Source organism: Maritalea myrionectae DSM 19524 (assembly GCF_000423365.1).
Taxonomy (GTDB): Bacteria; Pseudomonadota; Alphaproteobacteria; order Rhizobiales; family Devosiaceae; genus Maritalea; species Maritalea myrionectae.
Genome location: NZ_AUHV01000002.1, coordinates 975914 through 994657, shown reverse-complemented (window position 1 = coordinate 994657; position 18744 = coordinate 975914). Strand labels below are relative to the sequence as shown.

Annotated in this window: 17 protein-coding genes and 1 pseudogene; 9 read left to right on the top strand and 9 right to left on the bottom strand. The window is 51.3% G+C overall.

All coding sequences use genetic code 11. The features are described from left to right. Positions 1-43 precede the first annotated feature (43 nt). The 7 genes from G549_RS0105120 (at position 44) to G549_RS0105085 (ending at position 8543) form a co-directional block, all read left to right on the top strand. A complete protein-coding gene (locus G549_RS0105120) occupies positions 44-1177 on the top strand; it encodes a fumarylacetoacetate hydrolase family protein (RefSeq protein ID WP_027834125.1) in 1134 nt (377 codons plus the stop codon). Positions 1178-1195: 18 nt separating this feature from the next. Beyond that, positions 1196-2710: an aldehyde dehydrogenase (NADP(+)) gene (locus tag G549_RS0105115; protein ID WP_027834124.1), complete on the top strand. Its 1515-nt coding sequence runs from the start codon at positions 1196-1198 to the stop codon at positions 2708-2710. Between the two features lie 168 nt (positions 2711-2878). Next, complete coding sequence (locus G549_RS0105105; RefSeq protein WP_027834123.1) at positions 2879-4006, top strand: sugar ABC transporter substrate-binding protein; 1128 nt, start codon at positions 2879-2881, stop codon at positions 4004-4006. 61 nt (positions 4007-4067) lie between these two features. Further along, on the top strand, positions 4068-5609 hold the full coding sequence (locus G549_RS0105100) for a sugar ABC transporter ATP-binding protein (RefSeq protein ID WP_027834122.1): 1542 nt from the start codon (positions 4068-4070) through the stop codon (positions 5607-5609). Further along, complete coding sequence (locus G549_RS0105095; RefSeq protein ID WP_051213391.1) at positions 5606-6655, top strand: ABC transporter permease; 1050 nt, start codon at positions 5606-5608, stop codon at positions 6653-6655. Before G549_RS0105100 ends, G549_RS0105095 begins: the two co-directional genes overlap by 4 nt. Before the next feature lie 7 nt (positions 6656-6662). Continuing rightward, complete coding sequence (locus tag G549_RS0105090; protein ID WP_027834120.1) at positions 6663-7622, top strand: ABC transporter permease; 960 nt, start codon at positions 6663-6665, stop codon at positions 7620-7622. A gap of 15 nt (positions 7623-7637) precedes the next feature. Then, entirely contained in the window at positions 7638-8543 is a 906-nt protein-coding gene (locus G549_RS0105085; protein ID WP_027834119.1) for an SMP-30/gluconolactonase/LRE family protein, read from the top strand. A gap of 165 nt (positions 8544-8708) precedes the next feature. On the opposite strand, the pseudogene G549_RS22035 reads toward G549_RS0105085, so the two are convergent. Together G549_RS22035 and G549_RS21200 are read right to left on the bottom strand one after the other, a co-directional pair. Further along, positions 8709-9106, bottom strand: a pseudogene (locus tag G549_RS22035) (transposase family protein); the annotation flags it as partial. A gap of 64 nt (positions 9107-9170) precedes the next feature. Next, positions 9171-9737, bottom strand: coding sequence for a TetR/AcrR family transcriptional regulator (locus tag G549_RS21200; protein WP_027834118.1), 567 nt, complete (start codon positions 9735-9737; stop codon positions 9171-9173). A 145-nt stretch (positions 9738-9882) separates the two neighbouring features. Between G549_RS21200 and G549_RS0105070 the strand changes: the two genes are divergently transcribed. Then, entirely contained in the window at positions 9883-10599 is a 717-nt protein-coding gene (locus tag G549_RS0105070; protein ID WP_036221008.1) for an ABC transporter ATP-binding protein, read from the top strand. Next, complete coding sequence (locus G549_RS0105065; RefSeq protein ID WP_027834116.1) at positions 10596-12977, top strand: ABC transporter permease; 2382 nt, start codon at positions 10596-10598, stop codon at positions 12975-12977. The genes G549_RS0105070 and G549_RS0105065 overlap by 4 nt, the downstream gene beginning before the upstream one ends. 917 nt (positions 12978-13894) lie before the next feature. Here G549_RS0105065 and ureG read toward each other — a convergent pair. Genes ureG through G549_RS0105025 form a run of 7 tightly spaced genes read right to left on the bottom strand, consistent with a single transcriptional unit; the run spans position 13895 to position 18743 of the window. Beyond that, entirely contained in the window at positions 13895-14506 is a 612-nt protein-coding gene (ureG, locus tag G549_RS0105055; protein ID WP_027834115.1) for an urease accessory protein UreG, read from the bottom strand. Beyond that, the gene (locus G549_RS0105050; RefSeq protein ID WP_027834114.1) at positions 14503-15141 is read right to left on the bottom strand and encodes an urease accessory protein UreF; all 639 of its coding nucleotides are present in this window, start codon (positions 15139-15141) and stop codon (positions 14503-14505) included. Before G549_RS0105050 ends, ureG begins: the two co-directional genes overlap by 4 nt. After that, positions 15131-15577 (bottom strand): urease accessory protein UreE, encoded by a 447-nt coding sequence (locus G549_RS0105045; RefSeq protein ID WP_027834113.1) that lies wholly within the window; start codon positions 15575-15577, stop codon positions 15131-15133. Before G549_RS0105045 ends, G549_RS0105050 begins: the two co-directional genes overlap by 11 nt. Then, positions 15577-17286, bottom strand: a complete 1710-nt coding sequence (gene ureC / locus G549_RS0105040; protein ID WP_027834112.1) for an urease subunit alpha — start codon at positions 17284-17286, stop codon at positions 15577-15579. Before ureC ends, G549_RS0105045 begins: the two co-directional genes overlap by 1 nt. Beyond that, positions 17287-17592, bottom strand: a complete 306-nt coding sequence (locus G549_RS0105035) for an urease subunit beta (protein ID WP_027834111.1) — start codon at positions 17590-17592, stop codon at positions 17287-17289. Between the two features lie 17 nt (positions 17593-17609). Next, positions 17610-17912, bottom strand: coding sequence for an urease subunit gamma (locus tag G549_RS0105030; RefSeq protein WP_027834110.1), 303 nt, complete (start codon positions 17910-17912; stop codon positions 17610-17612). Between the two features lie 9 nt (positions 17913-17921). Further along, entirely contained in the window at positions 17922-18743 is an 822-nt protein-coding gene (locus G549_RS0105025; RefSeq protein ID WP_027834109.1) for an urease accessory protein UreD, read from the bottom strand. Position 18744: the final 1 nt, after the last annotated feature.

Genomic DNA, 18744 nt, shown 5'->3' with positions numbered 1-18744 from the left:
GCTTGAACGAACCGGCAGGAATTAAACTGAGAATGGCTGAAAAATGTACAAATTAGACCATGAAGGCATCTATTTAGGGCGCATATGGAGTGCGCAGGACGAAGGGCCCTGCATTGTCACCATCCGTGACTGGCACCTTTTTGACATTACCTGTGCTGAGGCGCCGACAGTGCGCGACATTCTGGAACGCCCCGACGCCGCCCAATATGTGAAATCCGCACCTGGAAAAGACCTTGGCCCCGTCGAGGTTTTCGCTGCTATTGGCGAGCGTGCGCCAAACCGGCTGCTGGCGCCTTGTGATTTACAAGCGATCAAAGCTTGTGGGGTGACCTTTGCCAGTTCAATGGTTGAGCGTGTCATTGAGGAGCAAGCCGCAGGCGATGCGCAGCGGGCGAACGCGGTTCGAGCCAAAGTAGGTGCGGCCATTGGCGATAGCTTAAAGACCATCAAGGCCGGATCGCCCGAAGCGGAAAAGGTCAAAAAGGCGCTCCAACAAGAAGGGCTTTGGAGCCAATATCTTGAGGTGGGCATCGGACCTGACGCCGAGGTTTTCTCAAAAGCGCAAACGCTTTCATCCGTTGGAGCAGGGGCTGATGTTGGCATTCACCCCATGTCCAGCTGGAACAATCCGGAGCCCGAAATCGTCTTGGCGGTCGCCTCGGACGGACGCATTCAAGGTGCAACATTAGGCAATGATGTCAATCTGCGCGATGTGGAGGGGCGCTCGGCCCTTTTGCTGTCCAAAGCAAAAGACAACAACGCCTCCTGCGCAATCGGTCCCTTTATCCGCCTGTTCGACGACACCTTTTCTTTGGACGATGTGCGAAACGCAGAAGTCGATCTCCTGGTTGAAGGAGAGGACGATTTTGTGTTGCGCGGCCACAGCTCAATGAAGGAAATCAGCCGAGATCCGGAAGAACTGGTTTCGCAGGTCATCAGTCGCCACCACCAATATCCAGACGGGTTTATGCTGTTTCTTGGTACGCTGTTTGCCCCAACCGAAGATCGCGATGAGCCAGGGCAGGGCTTTACCCACAAAATTGGCGACAAGGTCACGATCTCAACAGAAAAACTTGGCGCGCTCACCAACATTGTCCGGCTTTCAACTGAATGCCCCGAATGGACCTTTGGCATTTCGCATCTGATGCGGAATCTGAGTGCCCGCAACCTTATCTAACTGCGAAATGGACGAATAATGCTTATTGGAAAACACCTCATTGCCGGAAATTGGGTCGGTGGCGAACAAGAATTCAGTTCAGCGCCCGTGTTTGGCCAGGCGCACACATTTGCCATGGGCTCGCCAGAGCTTGTGGAAGTGGCCTGCCACGCCGCCGAGGAGGCGTTTTGGTCCTATGGTTATTCACACCGTTCCCAACGCGCGGCGTTTCTGAACGCGATTGCCGACGAAATTGACAACTTGGCGAAAGAGATCACGCAAATCGGGACCGAAGAAACAGGATTGCCCGAAGCCCGTTTGAATAATGAGCGGGGACGCACCACCGGGCAGCTCAGATTGTTTGCCGACTGCATTTTGAAAGGTGATTATCTTGATCGGCGGTTTGATGCGGCCTTGCCGGACAGAACCCCTTTGCCACGACCCGAATTGCGCCTGCAACAGCGCCCGATCGGCCCCGTTGCGGTGTTTGGCGCCTCCAATTTTCCACTGGCATTCTCTGTGGCGGGTGGCGACACAGCCGCAGCCCTGGCCGCAGGGTGTCCTGTTGTTGTGAAGGGCCATTCGGCCCATCCGGGAACCGGCGAATTGGTGGCGCAGGCGATTGATGCAGCCGTAAAATCAACCGGGGTGCACCCCGGCACGCTTTCACTTATCCAGGGCGGAAAACGCGATGTTGGCACCGCGTTGGTCACGCACCCGCTGATCAAAGCGGTTGGCTTCACCGGCAGTCTTGCCGGGGGGCGGGCCCTGTTCAATCTGTGTGCGGCGCGTCCGGAACCCATTCCCTTTTTTGGCGAGCTGGGGTCGGTCAATCCCATGTTTTTGCTACCGACTGCACTTCAGCAACGCGCCGCGCAAATCGGCGAGGGATGGGCCGGCTCTCTCATAATGGGGGCGGGGCAGTTCTGCACCAACCCAGGCATATCCGTCATTATTGATGGACCAGGTGCCGATGACTATATCGCCGCCACAGCCATGGCGCTCGAAGATGTTGCTGCCCAACCAATGCTGACGGACGGGATCGCGTCGGCCTATCGTTCGGGTCGCGATCGCATAGCTGCCATACCCAATGTTGAAACGGCAGTCCAAGCGTCCTGCCAGTCGCGTGAGGTGACGCCACAACTCTTTGTTACGTCTGGTGCCGCGTGGCTCGCCAGTGAAGCCTTGGGCGAGGAAGTGTTCGGGCCGCTTGGGCTGGTTGTGAAAGCGGCGGATGCTGACGAAATGAAAACCATTGCGCGCGCTTTGCAGGGCCAACTGACCTGCACATTGCACCTTGAGGATGATGATCTTGAGCTGGCGCATTCCTTGCTGCCCATTCTCGAGCGCAAGGCGGGGCGCTTGCTCGCCAACGGCTACCCCACAGGCGTAGAGGTTTGTGATGCCATGGTGCATGGCGGGCCTTACCCCGCCTCGACCAATTTTGGCGCAACTTCGGTGGGCACCATGTCGATCCGGCGCTTTTTGCGGCCGGTTTGTTACCAGAATTTACCAAACGCTCTGCTGCCGACCGACTTGAGCGGCCAGGCATGAGCGCGTGGACAAAAGCATATGCTTGGCAAATGACCGGCGCACAGCGTGCGGGCCAATCACCGGACAATTATGGCGGTCCAGGCAACTGAGCTTTTGGGGCGATTGCTTCAAAGAGGCGCCACACAGGCGAAACTGAAATGCGGAGGTTCCGCAAAGGGAGGAAATAGAATGAAACGTTTAATAGCATTATCGCTAGCTGGGGTGGCCATGAGCTGCTCACTTGCTTGGGCCGGGCCGGAGGTTGTCAGTGGGCCAGGTGTAAACCCGGCTTGCTTCTCACCATGGGCTGAGGACACAAAATACTTCCAGTGGGAAGAGCGCGAAGGGCCGTTTAAAATTGCCGTCGTCAACGGCTTTGTTGGAAATGGCTGGCGCATCCAAATGGTGAAAACTGCAAAGGCTTTTGCAGAAGATCCAGCTATCAAAGACAAGATTTCCGAGTTCAAGGTTGTCTCAACAGGCACCGATGCAGCAGTGCAGCTGGGCGCGATCGAGGATTTCATCAACCAAGGTTATGACGCTATTGTTACAATTGCGGTGTCCCCTGATGGTTTTGACCGCGTGATCAGATTGGCTGACCGCAATGATGTGGTCCTGGTGCCGTTCGACAATGTGCTTGATACAGACAAAGTCATGCAGGTGAACGAAGACCAAATCGAAATGGGCAGAATGTATGCCGAACACGTTTTGGCCGTACTGAGTTCGCAAGGCAAAACATCGGGCAAGCTTCTTGAAGTTCGTGGCCTTGCAGGCAATTCCGTTGATCGTGACCGTTCTCGGGGTATTCACCAGGTGCTTGATGAGTCCGGTGGTGAATGGGAAGTGATCTCAGTTGTTGGCAATTGGGATGATGGCACCGCCAAAAAAGTGGTTTCGGATGCCATTGCTGTTCATGGTGAATTTGATGGTGTGCTCGCCCAAGGTGGCACCAACGGCGTGGTTCAAGCTTTGCTGGATACCGGTCACCCAATGGTTCCAATGTCGGGTGAAGCCGAAAATGGCTATCGCAAGGCTTTGGCCAAGTATGCAACCGATGGATTGAAAGGCATTTCCATTGGTCAGTCACCCGGTTTGGTGGCGATCTCAATGAAAGCTGCTATTTCGGCACTTGAAGGCAATGTTATGCCTCAACTGATCTCAGTGCCATTGCCGGTTGCAACTTATGACGAGTTGAAAGACGGCACGAACTATTGGAGCGACCTTCCGGACAACTTCTTCACTGTCAACGCGTTCCCTCCATGCGATGTGTACATATCTGGTCCATCAATTATGGCCCAGACCGAAGACAACTCCTAGTAGGTAGCTGAGTATGCGGCGCCCTGCCTCTGGCGGGGCGCCATTTCTAACGGAGCACAATATGCCTCAATCTGAACCTATATTGCGCATGGCCGGTATCTCGAAAAGTTTCGGGGCGACCCAGGCATTGCAGGACGTCGACTTTAGTTGTTTTACAGGCTCAATCCACGCGATCCTTGGGGAAAACGGCGCTGGCAAGTCCACGCTGATCAAGATCATGTCTGGCGTTTTGGACCCAACCGCTGGCGAACTGTTTGTTGAGGGAGGGCTGGTAAACTTTCAATCGCCAACCCAAGCCGCAAAAGACGGTGTTGTATGTATATTTCAAGAACTCTCACTGGTTCCCGATTTAAGTGTGGCGGACAATATTTTCTTGGATTCTCCCCCCAAAAAATGGGGTCTGATTGACAAAAAAACGCAACGCGAGCAGGCACGAGTGTTACTTGCACGCATTAAATGTGGCGATATTGACCCACGCGCATTGGTCAAAGACTTGTCGCTTTCGCGCCGTCAGATGGTCGAGATTGCGAAAGCGCTGAGTAAAAAACCCAAGGTGCTGATCCTTGATGAAGCAACATCGGCCTTGAGCAGCCAGGACGTTGATACCATTTATGGTTTGCTCGGCGAGTTGAAGGATGAAGGCGTTTGCTGCCTGTTCATCTCCCACAAAATGCATGAAGTTGAACGGCTTTGCGACACGCTTTCGGTGTTTAGAAACGGCAAACATATTGAGACTTTCGCTAAAGGCGCAAAATCAGACGACGAAATTGTAAAACTAATGATTGGCAGAACTGTCGATGCGCAGTTTCCGGCCAAACCCCCGCCAAAGGATTATGAAACGCGGCTTAGCATTCGCGACTTGAAATGGGAGCGGCAGCTCAAAGGGGTCGACCTTACACTTGGTCGCGGCGAAATCGTTGGCCTGGGCGGTTTGGATGGCCAGGGTCAAAAAGAGCTTTTGTTGGCGCTATTTGGTGTTCTTCGGAGCGTTGAAGGTGAAGTGAGGGTGGATGACCAAATCGTACACACCGGTTCTCCCGCTGAAGCAAAAGCGTCGCCGACCAATTTTGCACTGGTGCCGGAGGACCGGAAAACTGAAGGCCTTATGTTGCCAATGTCGATTGCTGACAATCTCATGATCGCCAGCTTGGACAAAATCTCAGACGGCCCAGTGGTTTCTCCAAGTAAGGAGAAGGAGGCGGTCGCAAACGGAATCAAACAACTTGAGATAAAAGTTGGTTCGCCCCACCACGCCGTTTCGACACTTTCTGGTGGCAACCAGCAAAAAGTTGTGATCGCAAAATGGCTTTGCACCAATCCAGACATTGTTCTTCTCAACGACCCGACACGTGGGATTGATGTGGGGACCAAGCAGGAGATTTATAAACTGATCCGCGCGTTGGCGGATGAGGGCAAATCGATCCTTCTTTATTCTACCGACTATGACGAGCTGATTGGCTGCTGCGACAGAGTCGCCGTGATGTATGACGGCAAAATTACCGTTGAGTTGAAAGGCGACGAGATCTCAGAAACGTCAATAGTGAGCGCCGCGCTCAATATTGGTGACACGCCTGCCCATCAGAAGCCTGGAGCAATGCAATGAATGATTATAAGAAAAGCCTGAAATTGGCCATAGGTCAAAACATGGGCTTCACTGTGGCAACTGTGGGCCTTTTGTTGCTCTGGCTGCTGTACAATATTCTTCACCCCGGTGGTTTTTCTTCGGCCGTATTGATTCAAAACACCAATGAAAGTGTGGTGATTGTCTTTGTAGCGATTGCCCAGACCTTTCCCATATTGCTTGGCGGATTGGACCTGTCCGTCGGCGCTGTGATGACCTTGGCCAATTGTGTTGCCTCTGCGTTGATGTCTGGATCGCCTATTCAAATTCTGATTGGGGCGATCATTACACTGCTCACCGGCACAGCTTTTGGCTTTTTGAACGGCATGATTGTCGTATACGGGCGGATACAGCCCATTATTGCGACCTTGGCCACCGGCTCCATCGCGATTGGTCTGGCGTTGTTTATCCGGCCACAGCCGGGCGGTGATGTGGATGGTGATTTAGGCTGGGCGCTCACCAACGATCTATATGAACTCGTTTATACCTATGGCTGGTGGGATGCCGATGCGGCGTGGTTTTCACCTTTTGCCTGGATTCCGGTTCCCTTGCTCATCATAATTATCGTCGGTTTCGGCATTTGGCTTCCTTTTAAGAAGACGGTTACCGGGCGCACAATTTATGCGGTTGGCTCTTCAGAAAGTGCCGCCTTTATGTCGGGCTTGCCGATTGAACGGGCCAAGCTTACCGCTTTCACAATGGCTGGGTTTTTTGCGGCCTGTGGTGGCTTATACCTTGCCATTCAGACTTCTTCCGGCAATGCAGACATGACCCAGGCTGGCTCTTACACGCTAAATTCGATTGCCGCGGTGGTTTTGGGTGGGACCTCACTGTTTGGTGGCGTCGGCGGCGCCATTGGTTCTCTTGTGGGCGCACTATTGCTGCGCATGCTGTCGTTCTATTTCAGAATTATGTCGATTGATCCGCTCTTGCAGCCGCTGATTGAGGGTGTGGTCCTTCTTGTTGCGGTCAGTCTTGGCGCGTTGCGCACGCTTCGAACAAAAAATCGACTACGGCTTTTCAGATAGGTGGATCATGAACTTTCCAACAATTAATATTAGCTCTGAGGACAAGCCGATCCTGATCGCCTCAGGCTTCATTCTGGTCATTTTGCTGATCGGCACAGGATATACCCTTGCGACCCAGGGCACCATGCCGCTTTTAACCGTCAATTACCTGCTGCAGCAGCTTCAATCCGGAGCCTTTCTCGGCATTGCCGCGGCTGGATTGATGCTGGTTATCCTTCATGGTCACATTGATTTGTCGATCCCCTGGACGATGACCGCCGCCGCCATGATGGCCACAACCGTGGGCGGCGAACTGGCGTTGCCGACTGGCTTAGCCGTGGGCGTTTGCATTGGATTGGTCAACGGGATTGGCGTTGGATATCTGCGCGTGCCCTCAATGATCTTTACCTTGGGACTCGATAGCGCCATGCGCGGTTTGATGGTTGCTCACACCGGTGGTTATGCCCCGGCGGATACGGCAACGCCCTTTATGCGATTTCTGGCCTCTGGTAAGTTTATGGGCGTGCCAATGTCGGTCTTTGTGTGGGCTTTTGTCTCGCTTGTGATTGTCTTTTTGCTGAAGAAAACCACGTTTGGTAAATCCATTTACGCAACAGGCAACAATGAAGCCGCAGCCTATTTGTCGGGCATCAAAACCAGGCGCGTGATTTTGGGAGCATTTGTTGTTTCTGGTGTTTGTGCGGCGTTGGCCGGGGTGCTTTTGGCTGGCTATTCGGCAAAGGCCTATCAAGGCATGGGTAACGCTTTTCTTTTGCCGTCAATTGCAGCCGTTGTTCTTGGAGGAACGCACATTCTTGGGGGAAAAGGCAAATATATCGGTACGTTAATTGGCGTTGTGCTGCTTGTGCTGTTGAATTCGGTGTTGTCTATAATGCAGATGCCGGAAGCAGGTCGACAGGTAATCTACGGTACGGTGATCATCACCATGCTGTTGGTTTACGGTCGCGGACAAAAAGTAACGAGTTAGATAAAGGGAAAGCGGATGTCCGATCTCTATCAGATCATTGAACCAGAATTTCAAAAGCTGGTCCTGGCAAACAGTCAGCTTGAAAGGCTTTGGACTGGTGGTCGCTGGTGCGAGGGACCTGCCTGGTTTCCGGCCGGGAAATATGTGATTTGGTCTGACATTCCAAACAACCGGACCCTGCGGTGGGACGAAACAAGTGGTTCAATATCTGAATTTGAACGCCCCGCCGGTTATCAAAACGGGCATACGGTGGACAATGACGGGCGTTTGATTTCGTGCGAACATCAGGGCAGGTGTATCAGTAGAATTGAGCATGATGGCACCACGACCACTTTGGCGCGCACCTTTGAGGGTAAAAGGTTCAATTCCCCCAATGATGTGATTGTCAAAAGCGACAATTCTGTGTGGTTCTCTGATCCGACCTATGGCATCGATACCGAATATGAGGGCGATGCGGCCCCTTCAGAAATTGGTGCCAGCAATGTTTATCGAATTGATCCAGACGGATCAGTTACCTGTGTAATCAAAGATTTGGTGCAGCCAAACGGCCTGGCGTTCTCACCGGATGAGCGCGAGCTTTATGTTGTAGACTCCGGCATTACACATGATCCCAACTGCGTCCCAAAAATCTGTTCGTATACAGTGGACGAGGGCACAAACAGCTTGGGCACCGGACGCGTGATTTCAACAACAAATGACGGACATTATGACGGGTTCAGAGTGGATGCGAAGGGCCGCATTTGGACCTCAGCCGGGGATGGGATCCACTGCATTGCACCAGACGGCACATTGCTGGGCAAGATATTGATCCCTGAAGTTGTCGCCAATCTCTGCTTTATCGGCCCGAAGAAAAACAGGCTTTTTGTGTGCGCAACCACATCCATTTACGCAATCTATGTGAACGCAACTGGATTGAAATAACTGCGCTCTTTATTGGAATTGCTCATTATTTGGCTTTGCAAATGGTCGATGATGCTGGCGGGACAAGGCCTACATGATTTAGCAGGGATAATTGCAGATTGCGGCGGCGCGCCAACGTTCTGAAAAGAATCCGGAGGCCAATCGTTCAGTCGATCCGCTAGTATCACTATGGAAACAGTCAAAAGTGTTCTCGGTCTTACAGAACCGCAAATGTACAATTTTGCTGGTGGCATCATCAATAAAGACGAGCAGGCGCACTTTGAGCCACGATCCTCAAACCACCAATGATGTGAGCCATCAATTTGAATGAGTTCTCCAAAACACTCACGCCGATTGCGCGGTTGATAAATCCGGCCCTTGCACTCCTAGCGTGAGGTCCACAAACCGGCAGCGAACATCAATTTGCGCAAGGTCTCTTTGGATACAGAAACGTCATGATGCTCATAGAGCTTCTCAAGCGCAAGAGTGGGGCCAAATTCCGCATAGTTTTGCCGCACAACCTCAATGACATAATCCTTAAATCCTTTGGAATATGCACGATTGCTCGGACGCCCGCGCTTTTTTGGAAATCAAACTCGCTGCATCATAACGACGAAACACAGCAATGCCCGTGCCACTCAATCTTGTTCAAGAAGTGAGGAGACGAGTATCCTGTAGCGTTCTTGAGATTATCCCGTCCAATTCTTCAAGCATAAGACCCAGTCCACTTTCAACGCTTTGCTGGTGCCATTGGTGCACAGCCATTTGAACGCCTGCCGCAATAAAATGGATAGACAATTCCGAATTCTGGCCAAAATACCGTGACGACCGAATTTCATTCTCAATCAGATCAAACGCGACGGCACTCATTTTAGAGCGAGCTAACGATGCAGCGGGCGAGCTCTGAGCATCCTTGAACAGGAATTGGTGTTGGGGTGCCATCATGATTTGCAGAATACATGGCAAGTGCCCCAGCTTGCCATCTTCGTCCAAGGACCGAGACGTTGGCATAGCGCGTAACTCCAACTCCAAAAAACGTAATCCATATTCCTGCAGCTCACTTTTGCCGGCGAAATGTATGTAGAATGTGGAACGTGCAATATCCGCTTCCTCACAAATTTCGCGTATTGTTATGGCTTCCCATGGTTTTTCTTGCATCAGCACAACCATGGCTTCCAACAAAGCATCCCGGGTTCTTTGACTACGTTTGTCCATTCAAGTGTCTCCTATCGGACAGATACCATTCCAGCCGTCCAGCAATTGATTCCCCACACCGCCCAATTGGCATTGAAAGCCATAACGTTGGTTGCATATGAACATTGTAACAATAATAGACACTTGTCCATAAAGAGGAATTTTGATGCTCCCAACCAGTTCGACTGCACCAATCCTTTCCGCGAAACGTATTTCAAAAATCTACAATACGGGCGGAACAACGTGCGCTGCTTTAAGAGATATCTCGATTGACATAAGTCCTGGTGAGTTTATTGCCATTATAGGGCGTTCGGGAAGTGGGAAGTCCACGCTGATCAATTTGCTTGCCGGGCTTGATGTAAGCACCAGCGGAGAAATTATTTCCAGGTCAGACTCCATCACAGACATTACCAAATTGAGTGAAGAAGAACTGGCGCGCTGGCGCGGAAAGAACGTAGGAATTGTCTTCCAATCCTTCCAGCTCTTACCTTCACTGTCAGTGTTGGAAAATATCCTAATGCCGATGGATCTTTGCAACATCATACCAAAAGCAGAACGGCTAACCCGAGCTAAATCCCTGCTTGATGACCTAGAGATTTTACATCAATCCGACAAGTTGCCAAGCGAGCTTTCGGGTGGGCAGCAGCAGCGGGCTGCGATCGCACGCGCGCTTGCAAATGATCCAAATATTATCTTTGCTGATGAACCAACTGGCAATCTTGATACAACCACCGCAAAGTCAGTTATGGACCTTTTTGCGGTGCTATGCTTACGCAACAAGTCAGTCGTCATGGTTACACATGATCTCGCACTGACCGACTACTACTCTCGTACATTTGAACTCGCAGACGGCGTACAGATTGTGTCGGAGGACGTCACATGAGAGTTCCGGCACCGCTGTTAAAACTTGGTCGCGATTTTCAGGCAATTGGCGGTCGTCTCGCACTTGCAGTAATGGCAATGGTTTTCGGACTGATCTGCGTGGTGGCATTGAGCTCATCAAGCACAATTTTGACACGCGACATAACCTCAGCATACACCACAACAAATCCCGCTTCCGGTATTCTAGATATAGGATTTGTAGACGACGAACTTTTAGAACGCGTGCGTGCTTTGCCTGAAGTTAGCGAGGCTGAAGCTGCCAACATTTTGCACACTCGTGTGAGGCTGGAGGATGGTAGCTTTGGGCGTGGAATTCTATTCGTTTCTTCAAATCCCCTCACTCACGAAATTGGTAAGCTTCGTCTTGAAGAACAGGGTGCGTCAAATGGTAATGCTCAGATGTATTTGGAACGACGCGCGTTAAATGTCGCAGATGTGCAGATCGGCGGAGAAGTCAGTTTTGATTTACCGGGTGTCGGCTTCACTCAATTTACAGTTGCGGGAACTGTTTTTGATCCAGCTCTCGCACCAGCCGAACAAGAGCAAGCAGTTTATGGATACATAGATCGATCAACTTGGGCCAAACTGACAAGTGCTCCGCTGGAACTAATCAAGATCCGCGTAAGTGGTGATCTTGGTGACCAAGAAAACGTTGACCAAAAAATGGCGAAGATCGCATCAACACTCGGACAGGAGCAAGTAGACGTTCACCTTGTGCAAGTTCCATATGCACAAACCCATCCCCACGCTAATCAAATGAACGCCGTTCTCAGCTTGTTCATGGTTTTTGGAGCGACCGCCTTTTTGCTTTCCGCATTCCTTGTCTCCGTCACTATCGAGGGATTAATGGTTCAACAGGTGCGCCAAATCGCCATCATGAAGACTATCGGCGCGAGGCAAAAGCAGATCCAAAATATGTATTTCTCTGGAGTGGCAATCTTGGGTTTGGCTGCGTTTTTGATTGCTGTTCCAATTGGATTAGTTTTGGGGAACGGATTGGCCCAATCGGTTTCATCATTATTGAATTTTGATATAACGACGACAACTCCATCCGTCGGTCTTATCACTTTTTGGATTGTTACTTCAATCGGCACGCCTATCGTTTTTGCAATCCGCCCGCTGCTGCGTGCGACAGGTCTTTCTGTAATAAGTGCGCTATCAGACCAGATTTCCAGCAGTGTAAAACAGAAGCAAACGATCACAATTTTACTTGGCAGCGGCACACGCAGGCTCGCTACAGCAGGACTTTTGAGGAATCCTTGGCGTAGTGCCTTAGCGATCAGTTTGCTGACGCTCGCGGGAGCAATTACCCTTTCTGCGAGAAATGTGGCAGCTGGCTATACGCTATCGACAAACATTGCAGCCGAGGAGCGTCTGCAGGATATCCAGCTTATTCTCACCGACCCAATTTCGGCACCTCAGGCGGCCGCTGTTTCGGCAGCATTGCCCAACATGGTTCCTTTGGATGCGGCACTTGTACTCGAAGCAGCTACCATTCGGGAAGACGGTCTCACACTTGTTCGGACATATCCAGACGGAGGTCACGGGTCACTGTCATTAATAGCTCTGCCGAGCACAAAAAACATTCAACACCACAAAGTTCTTCAAGGGTCGACTATTGGTGGATTATCAAATGGCATTATCTTAAACCAATCTGCCCTCGCCATGCTAGGCAATCCAGCGATTGGCAAAGTATTGAATTTGTCTGTCGATGGGGCAGCAATCCGTCTGCCTCTAACAGCAGTAATACGCCAATATATGAGCCCCGCGAATGCATATATTTCAGCTGCGGAGCTAAAAAGCCTTCAAGGATTTTCTGGCGTGAACTCGCTAGTATACAAGGCATCGCCTGAGTTTTCGACCAAAATGACAGTATCCACCATCGACACGTTGACACAGGCATGGGGCGTTGGCGTTGCCAATGTCGTCTCTGAAAATCAGATGGTCAAAGCGGTATCCGGTCACATCCGTATTCTCACCGTAACTCTAACTTCGTTGGGTTTAATGATGGCCGCCGTTGGGGCGTTGGGACTTATGACGACACAAGGTATTTCCGTGGTTGAGCGGCGCAGTGAATTTGGCATTCTTAGGGCAATTGGTGCCAGACGGGGACAAATTCTCACAAGTATCTTGTCTGAGGGTATAGTCCTCTGGTCGTTTGCACTCATAGCAGGGGTACTTGTATCAATTCCAGTATCTCAATTTCTCTCCTCTTTGATCGGCGAAATGACATTTGGGATGGCGCTGCCATTCTCGTTCGATTTTGCAACTTTACTGATATGGGCTCTCGGCTCACTCGTGGGCGTAGTACTTGCGTCCAGCCCACCAGCCTTCTCAGCTATTCGCGAAAGCGTAAATTCCTCCCTCAACCGCCAATAGGAAAACCATGTCAAAAAGAACACCATTATCTCGACTAAAACTAGTGGGCATTTTTGCCCTTCTGATCATTGGGATTGGACTGGTCGTACATTTCAGCGTTTCCCTTAATTTCGTCAGTATTTTGCAGCAACTACACGGCGGTTAAAACCCTCAGAGGTGGGGGTGATCCTTCGACCAGCCCCACCTCAAAGCTAACATGCAAGCCATACTATTTCCCATCTGGTTGGTAGTGGCAGAGGTAGCTTGGCACGAATTGCGGGCCCAAAATGACACTTGAATTGTCAAGAATTTGAATGTCTGGATTTGTTGATTGTAGTGCTCTGAATTCAATTACGTTGAAAGTCAGATATGGGGCGGAATGCCGTTAAACAAAACGCTCTGCACCCAAACCCCATTTCGCGACGTTTACGAGTGAGCGGGGAGGTATATCGAAAAAGCCACTTCCCATTGCCAACCTTTGTAGCAGAAGGATAAAAATATAAGCCCTGAACATAAACGTCCGCGACCGGCTTAAATTTCGGTGAAATCTTCTTTAGTTTGGTATCTGTCAATATCATTTCAGCCCACCATCTAGCCCGCCAGTGTGGGTTTGATTTACTGATTTTTATTTTGACAGATTTTGATAGATGAAATCAATAAGTTATTGAATATAAAGAGATAAGACGGATGGATTCAGATCGATTTTGATTGATGTTTACACCATAAAATACAGTCTCTCTCTCTGCCATTCTTCTTGATAAGGCGCTTCATATTTCTAGCACCACCACCCATGTGATGGAGTTAGGGTGAATTATGCCCAGTGCCGCGTAAGATGAGCGTCAAGCCTCACTGTTGGACTGTGCGAAAAAAGATGCGGCCCATCCAATTTCGAATTGCCAAACATGAAACATGTGCTAGCCAGTTCGAAAAGTACGAGTTCAAGAACGCGCCAAGCCGCCAAGTTCTGACAAGATTTCGACAATTTCCGCTACACCATTGCCAGATTTAAGATCAGCGAACACATAAGGTTTACCGTTTCTGACTTCTTCGGTGTCGCGTTCCATAATGTCGAGCGACACATCGACATATGGGGCGAGCGATGATTTGTTGATGATCAGAATATCTGATCGGGTGAGGCCTAGCCCCCTTTTTCGCGGAATTTCTTCGCCCATCGCCACATCGATCATGTAGATTGTAATATCTGCGAGCTCCGGGCTGAACGTCGCGGCGAGATTGTCGCCTCCGCTTTCGATAAGGACAAGCTCGAGATCAGGGTGGGTCGCGACCAGATCATCGATGGCCGCAAGATTAATCGACGCATCCTCGCGAATAGCGGTATGCGGGCACCCCCCTGTTTCAACACCCTTGATGCGATCGAGTGGCAGGACCTGCTTGCGCATGAGGTGTTCTGCATCCTCTGTGGTGTATATGTCGTTTGTGACAACCGCCATCGACACTTTGTCAGCCATTGCCTGGCAGAGCCGTTCGGTCAGTGTGGTCTTGCCTGCGCCGACGGGGCCGCCAATGCCGACGCGTAGAGGTCCGGTCATGTTCGGAAAATCCTTGGTTGTTGTGTTTCGTGGGCCATGGACGAGATATCGGCGAGAAAGCATGAACCGCCAAGGTCGTCCAAGCAGGCGTTCAGGGCGTTCTCTGAAACAATTTCAATGGGCTCGAACAAAGCATGTAGAATCTTTTGGCCTTCGGTTTGGCCGATTGGCATCAATCTTATTGCCGTCGAAACGAGGTTTGAAACAAAGCTGTGTAGATAGAGTGCGATCACTTCGCGCAGACCAATCTCATATTTTGCGGCAACTTCCCCAACGACAATTGGTAGCGGGCCTGGCGTAAACGAATATCCCGATATCTCTCCAGCTGTTTTCGCAAAAGCTTGCCCCTGTTGCACGCTTTCGAACTGCCGTTCATGGCCCGCGCAGATTGCCAAACTAAGTTCTGATAACGCATTTTGTTCATCGTCGTCAGCGCGATAGCTTTGCGCAATCAAAATGGCATCGTTTCTGCCGCTGCCATTTATCAGAATGGCCTCTAACCAACTTGCAAGCTCGCCACCATTGGTCACCTCGCCATTCTCAATTGCGTTCTCCAACCCATGACTATAGCTGAATGCGCCAATCGGGAACGAAGGGGAAAACCAGGCGACAAGTCGGTGTAGGTCAATGCTCATGCGAATGCGTCCTGCCTTGACCATATGCGCCACCCTCAGGCGTGAAGGGCCCCTCGAATTTTTCCAAAGTGGCATTGAGATGCGTCAGCATGTGTTCAATCACGTGATCAGCACGTATCACAAGATGATCCTCATGGATTTCACAGGGCAAGTGCCTGTTCCCGATATGCCATGTTAAGCGCAGCAAGTGATGTGCGTCGGAACCTTGGATCTTTACGAGCGGCTCATGTGCTGCCCGTACACGGATATGCGAGTTGTCCTCTAAAATCAGATCATCGCCCTCGTGAAGCTCAGTCGTTTTCTCAAGATCCAGCAGGAACTCGGTTCCAGCATCACCACACAGCTTGATCCGGCGACGAAAACGATCATCAAATGAAAGGGTTACCGTATCGATGGGATCCGCCTGGCGGCGGTCAATTTTTAAAGCGCGTAACATCAGAACAAGAAATACCTTTGGGCCATCGGCAACTCTTCGGCCGGTTCGCAGGTGAGAAGTTCGCCGTCAGCGCGCACTTCATATGTTTCCGGATTGACTTCTATTTCAGGGCAATAATCGTTCATCACCAGATCCGATTTGCCTATATTCCGTGTGTTCTCCACGGCTATTGTTTCCTTTTGCAATCCGAGCGTATTGCCAATATCCGCTTCAAATGCCGCAGCGGATACAAAGGACACCGAGGTGTGTTGAACGGCTCCGCCCAGCGCGCCAAACATTGGGCGCGAATAAACGGGCTGCGGCGTGGGAATAGAGGCGTTTGGGTCCCCCATCTGGGCAACCACGATGCTGCCGCCCATCACAACCATCTCAGGTTTCACTCCGAAAAAGGCCGGGTCCCACAACACCAGATCGGCCCGCTTGCCTTGTTCGATTGACCCGATTTCTTTCGAAATTCCATGGGCGATCGCAGGGTTTATCGTGTATTTGGCGATATAGCGTTTGACGCGAACATTATCATTGTCACCCGTTTCGTCCTTCAACGGACCGCGCTGCACCTTCATTTTATGGGCAGTTTGCCAGGTGCGGATCAAAACCTCACCGACACGGCCCATGGCCTGACTGTCAGATGCGATAATGGAGAAGGCGCCCAGATCATGCAAAATGTCCTCTGCGGCAATGGTTTCCCTTCGGATTCGACTTTCAGCAAAGGCAACATCCTCTGGAATGCCCTTATCCAAATGGTGGCAAACCATCAACATGTCGAGATGTTCTTCAAGTGTGTTCACGGTAAATGGTCGGGTCGGATTGGTGGAGCTTGGCAACACATTTTGCTCGCCGCAAATTTTGATGATGTCGGGGGCATGACCACCACCAGCGCCTTCCGTATGAAAGGCGTGAATGGTTCTGCCTTTGAGCGCACCAACCGTATGTTCGACAAACCCGCTTTCATTCAAAGTGTCAGTATGGATCATCACCTGCACATAAAATGCATCGGCAACCGACAAGCAGCAATCAATCGCTGCAGGCGTGGTTCCCCAATCCTCATGCAACTTCAGGGCACAGGCACCGCCAAGCACTTGCTCTTCCAATGCCTGTGGCAGCGCCGCATTGCCTTTTCCGGCAAAGGCAAGGTTCATCGGTAAACTGTCTGCTGATTGCAGCATGCGACCAATATGCCAAGGCCCCGGCGTGCAGGTGGTGGCCAACGTGCCATGCGCGGGTCCGGTGCCGCCGCCAAGCATGGTTGTGACGCCGGAATGCAGCGCATCGTCAATTTGCTGAGGGCAAATATAATGAATGTGGCTGTCAAAACCGCCCGATGTGAGGATTTTACCTTCGGCCGCAATAATCTCTGTGCCGGGGCCGATGATGACATCTACGTTTGGCTGGGTATCGGGGTTTCCCGCTTTGCCGATCTTTGCAATGCGGCCCGCCTTGAGCCCGACATCGGCTTTGTAAATACCAGTAACATCGACAATCAGCGCATTGGTGACCACCGTATCCATCGCCCCATCGGCATTTGTCACTTGAGACTGACCCATGCCGTCGCGAATAACTTTGCCACCGCCGAATTTGACTTCCTCGCCATAGGTTGTCAGGTCCCGCTCGACTTCAATAAACAGCTCTGTATCCGCCAGCCGAACTTTGTCGCCTGTCGTCGGACCAAACATATCGGCATAAGTATTCCGTGCAATATCGCGCGCCATCTAGAGGTCTCCCATGACTTTTTGATTAAAGCCGAATGCTTTGCGGTTTCCGGAGATCGGGATTAACTGCACATCTCGCTCTTGGCCGGGTTCGAACCGAACCGCGGTGCCGGGCGCAATATCCAAACGCATGCCATAGGCGGCATCGCGATCAAACATGAGGAATGGGTTTGCTTCGGCAAAATGGTAATGCGAGCCGATCTGGATGGGCCGATCACCTGAATTGGCAACCCTGAGCACAATGGAGTCAACGCCCGCATTGAGCGTGATCGGAGTAGGTCCTGTAATAACTTCACCTGGTTTCATTTTTGTCTCCGAAAAAGCTATCGAATGGGGTGGTGGACAGTGACAAGTTTGGTTCCATCCGGAAATGTCGCTTCAACCTGAACTTCGTGGATCATGTCGGCGATGCCATCCATGCATTGCTCGTCAGAGATCACACGTCCGCCCTCTTCCATAAGCTGGGCAACTGACTTGCCATCGCGCGCGCCTTCAACAACGTAATCGGTGATCAATGCGATTGCTTCCGGGTGGTTGAGTTTAACGCCTCGCTCAAGCCGGTTTCGCGCGACCATGGCCGCTAAACTAACCAACAGCTTGTCTTTTTCTCGGGGGGTAAGTTTCATGTTTGAACCTCAAAGTTGCCAAACCCGGGGGAGGGGTCGCTTGTTGAATTGCTCTAAAACTGTGAACAGGGCGCTGCGCAACGTAAATGCATCGGGAGCAACAAATCGCGCGACCAAAACATCATTCCATCCGCTTGCGGCAGCGCGAATGTCTAGACCAGTCAGGAGCGAGTTGAGCCAGCCGAGTTTTTGGTGTGCATCTTTCTCAACAAATGCAAATGTCGCAAAGGCCAAATTGTCCTTGAGGGCCGCGGCAGAGCTCAGTCCGCTGACGTCGCCGATTTTCATGGATTCTGCAAAAACAAGCTTATCGCCCAAATACACGCGCCATTGATCAGACAAATCGCACTGAAGAACCTTCTCACCCATTGCTTTGCGCCCGAGCATAAAGCTTTCAAGCAACAGCACGCTGCCGGTGGGTGCCACTTCGACATTCATGCGACGGGTTAGCCGGGCACCGTCAAAAACAATTGTTTCTTGCGGCAGCCAGAAAAATTTGGCGTTTTCATCCACTTTCAGGTGAATATTGATATACGCATTGTCGCCCGTGGATCGGTAAAGGCGTTCGGCAGTCTGCGTTGTGGCGGTGGCCTCAGATTGCGCGCTGATCGAGCACGAAATATCCAGTTGATCGCCGCCGGTGATGCCGCCTGCTGTGTTTACGAAGACAATTTCTGGCGAAGTGTTGTGCACATTTGGCAACAGCGCTTTCAGGCAGCCGGACTGATGCAAACTCTCAAGCCGAGTTGAACCGGATTTATGCGTAAACCCAATCCTCGCGCATCCCTTGGCGCGTTGCATATGAATATTTTGGCTCGCCCGATCCAGCATC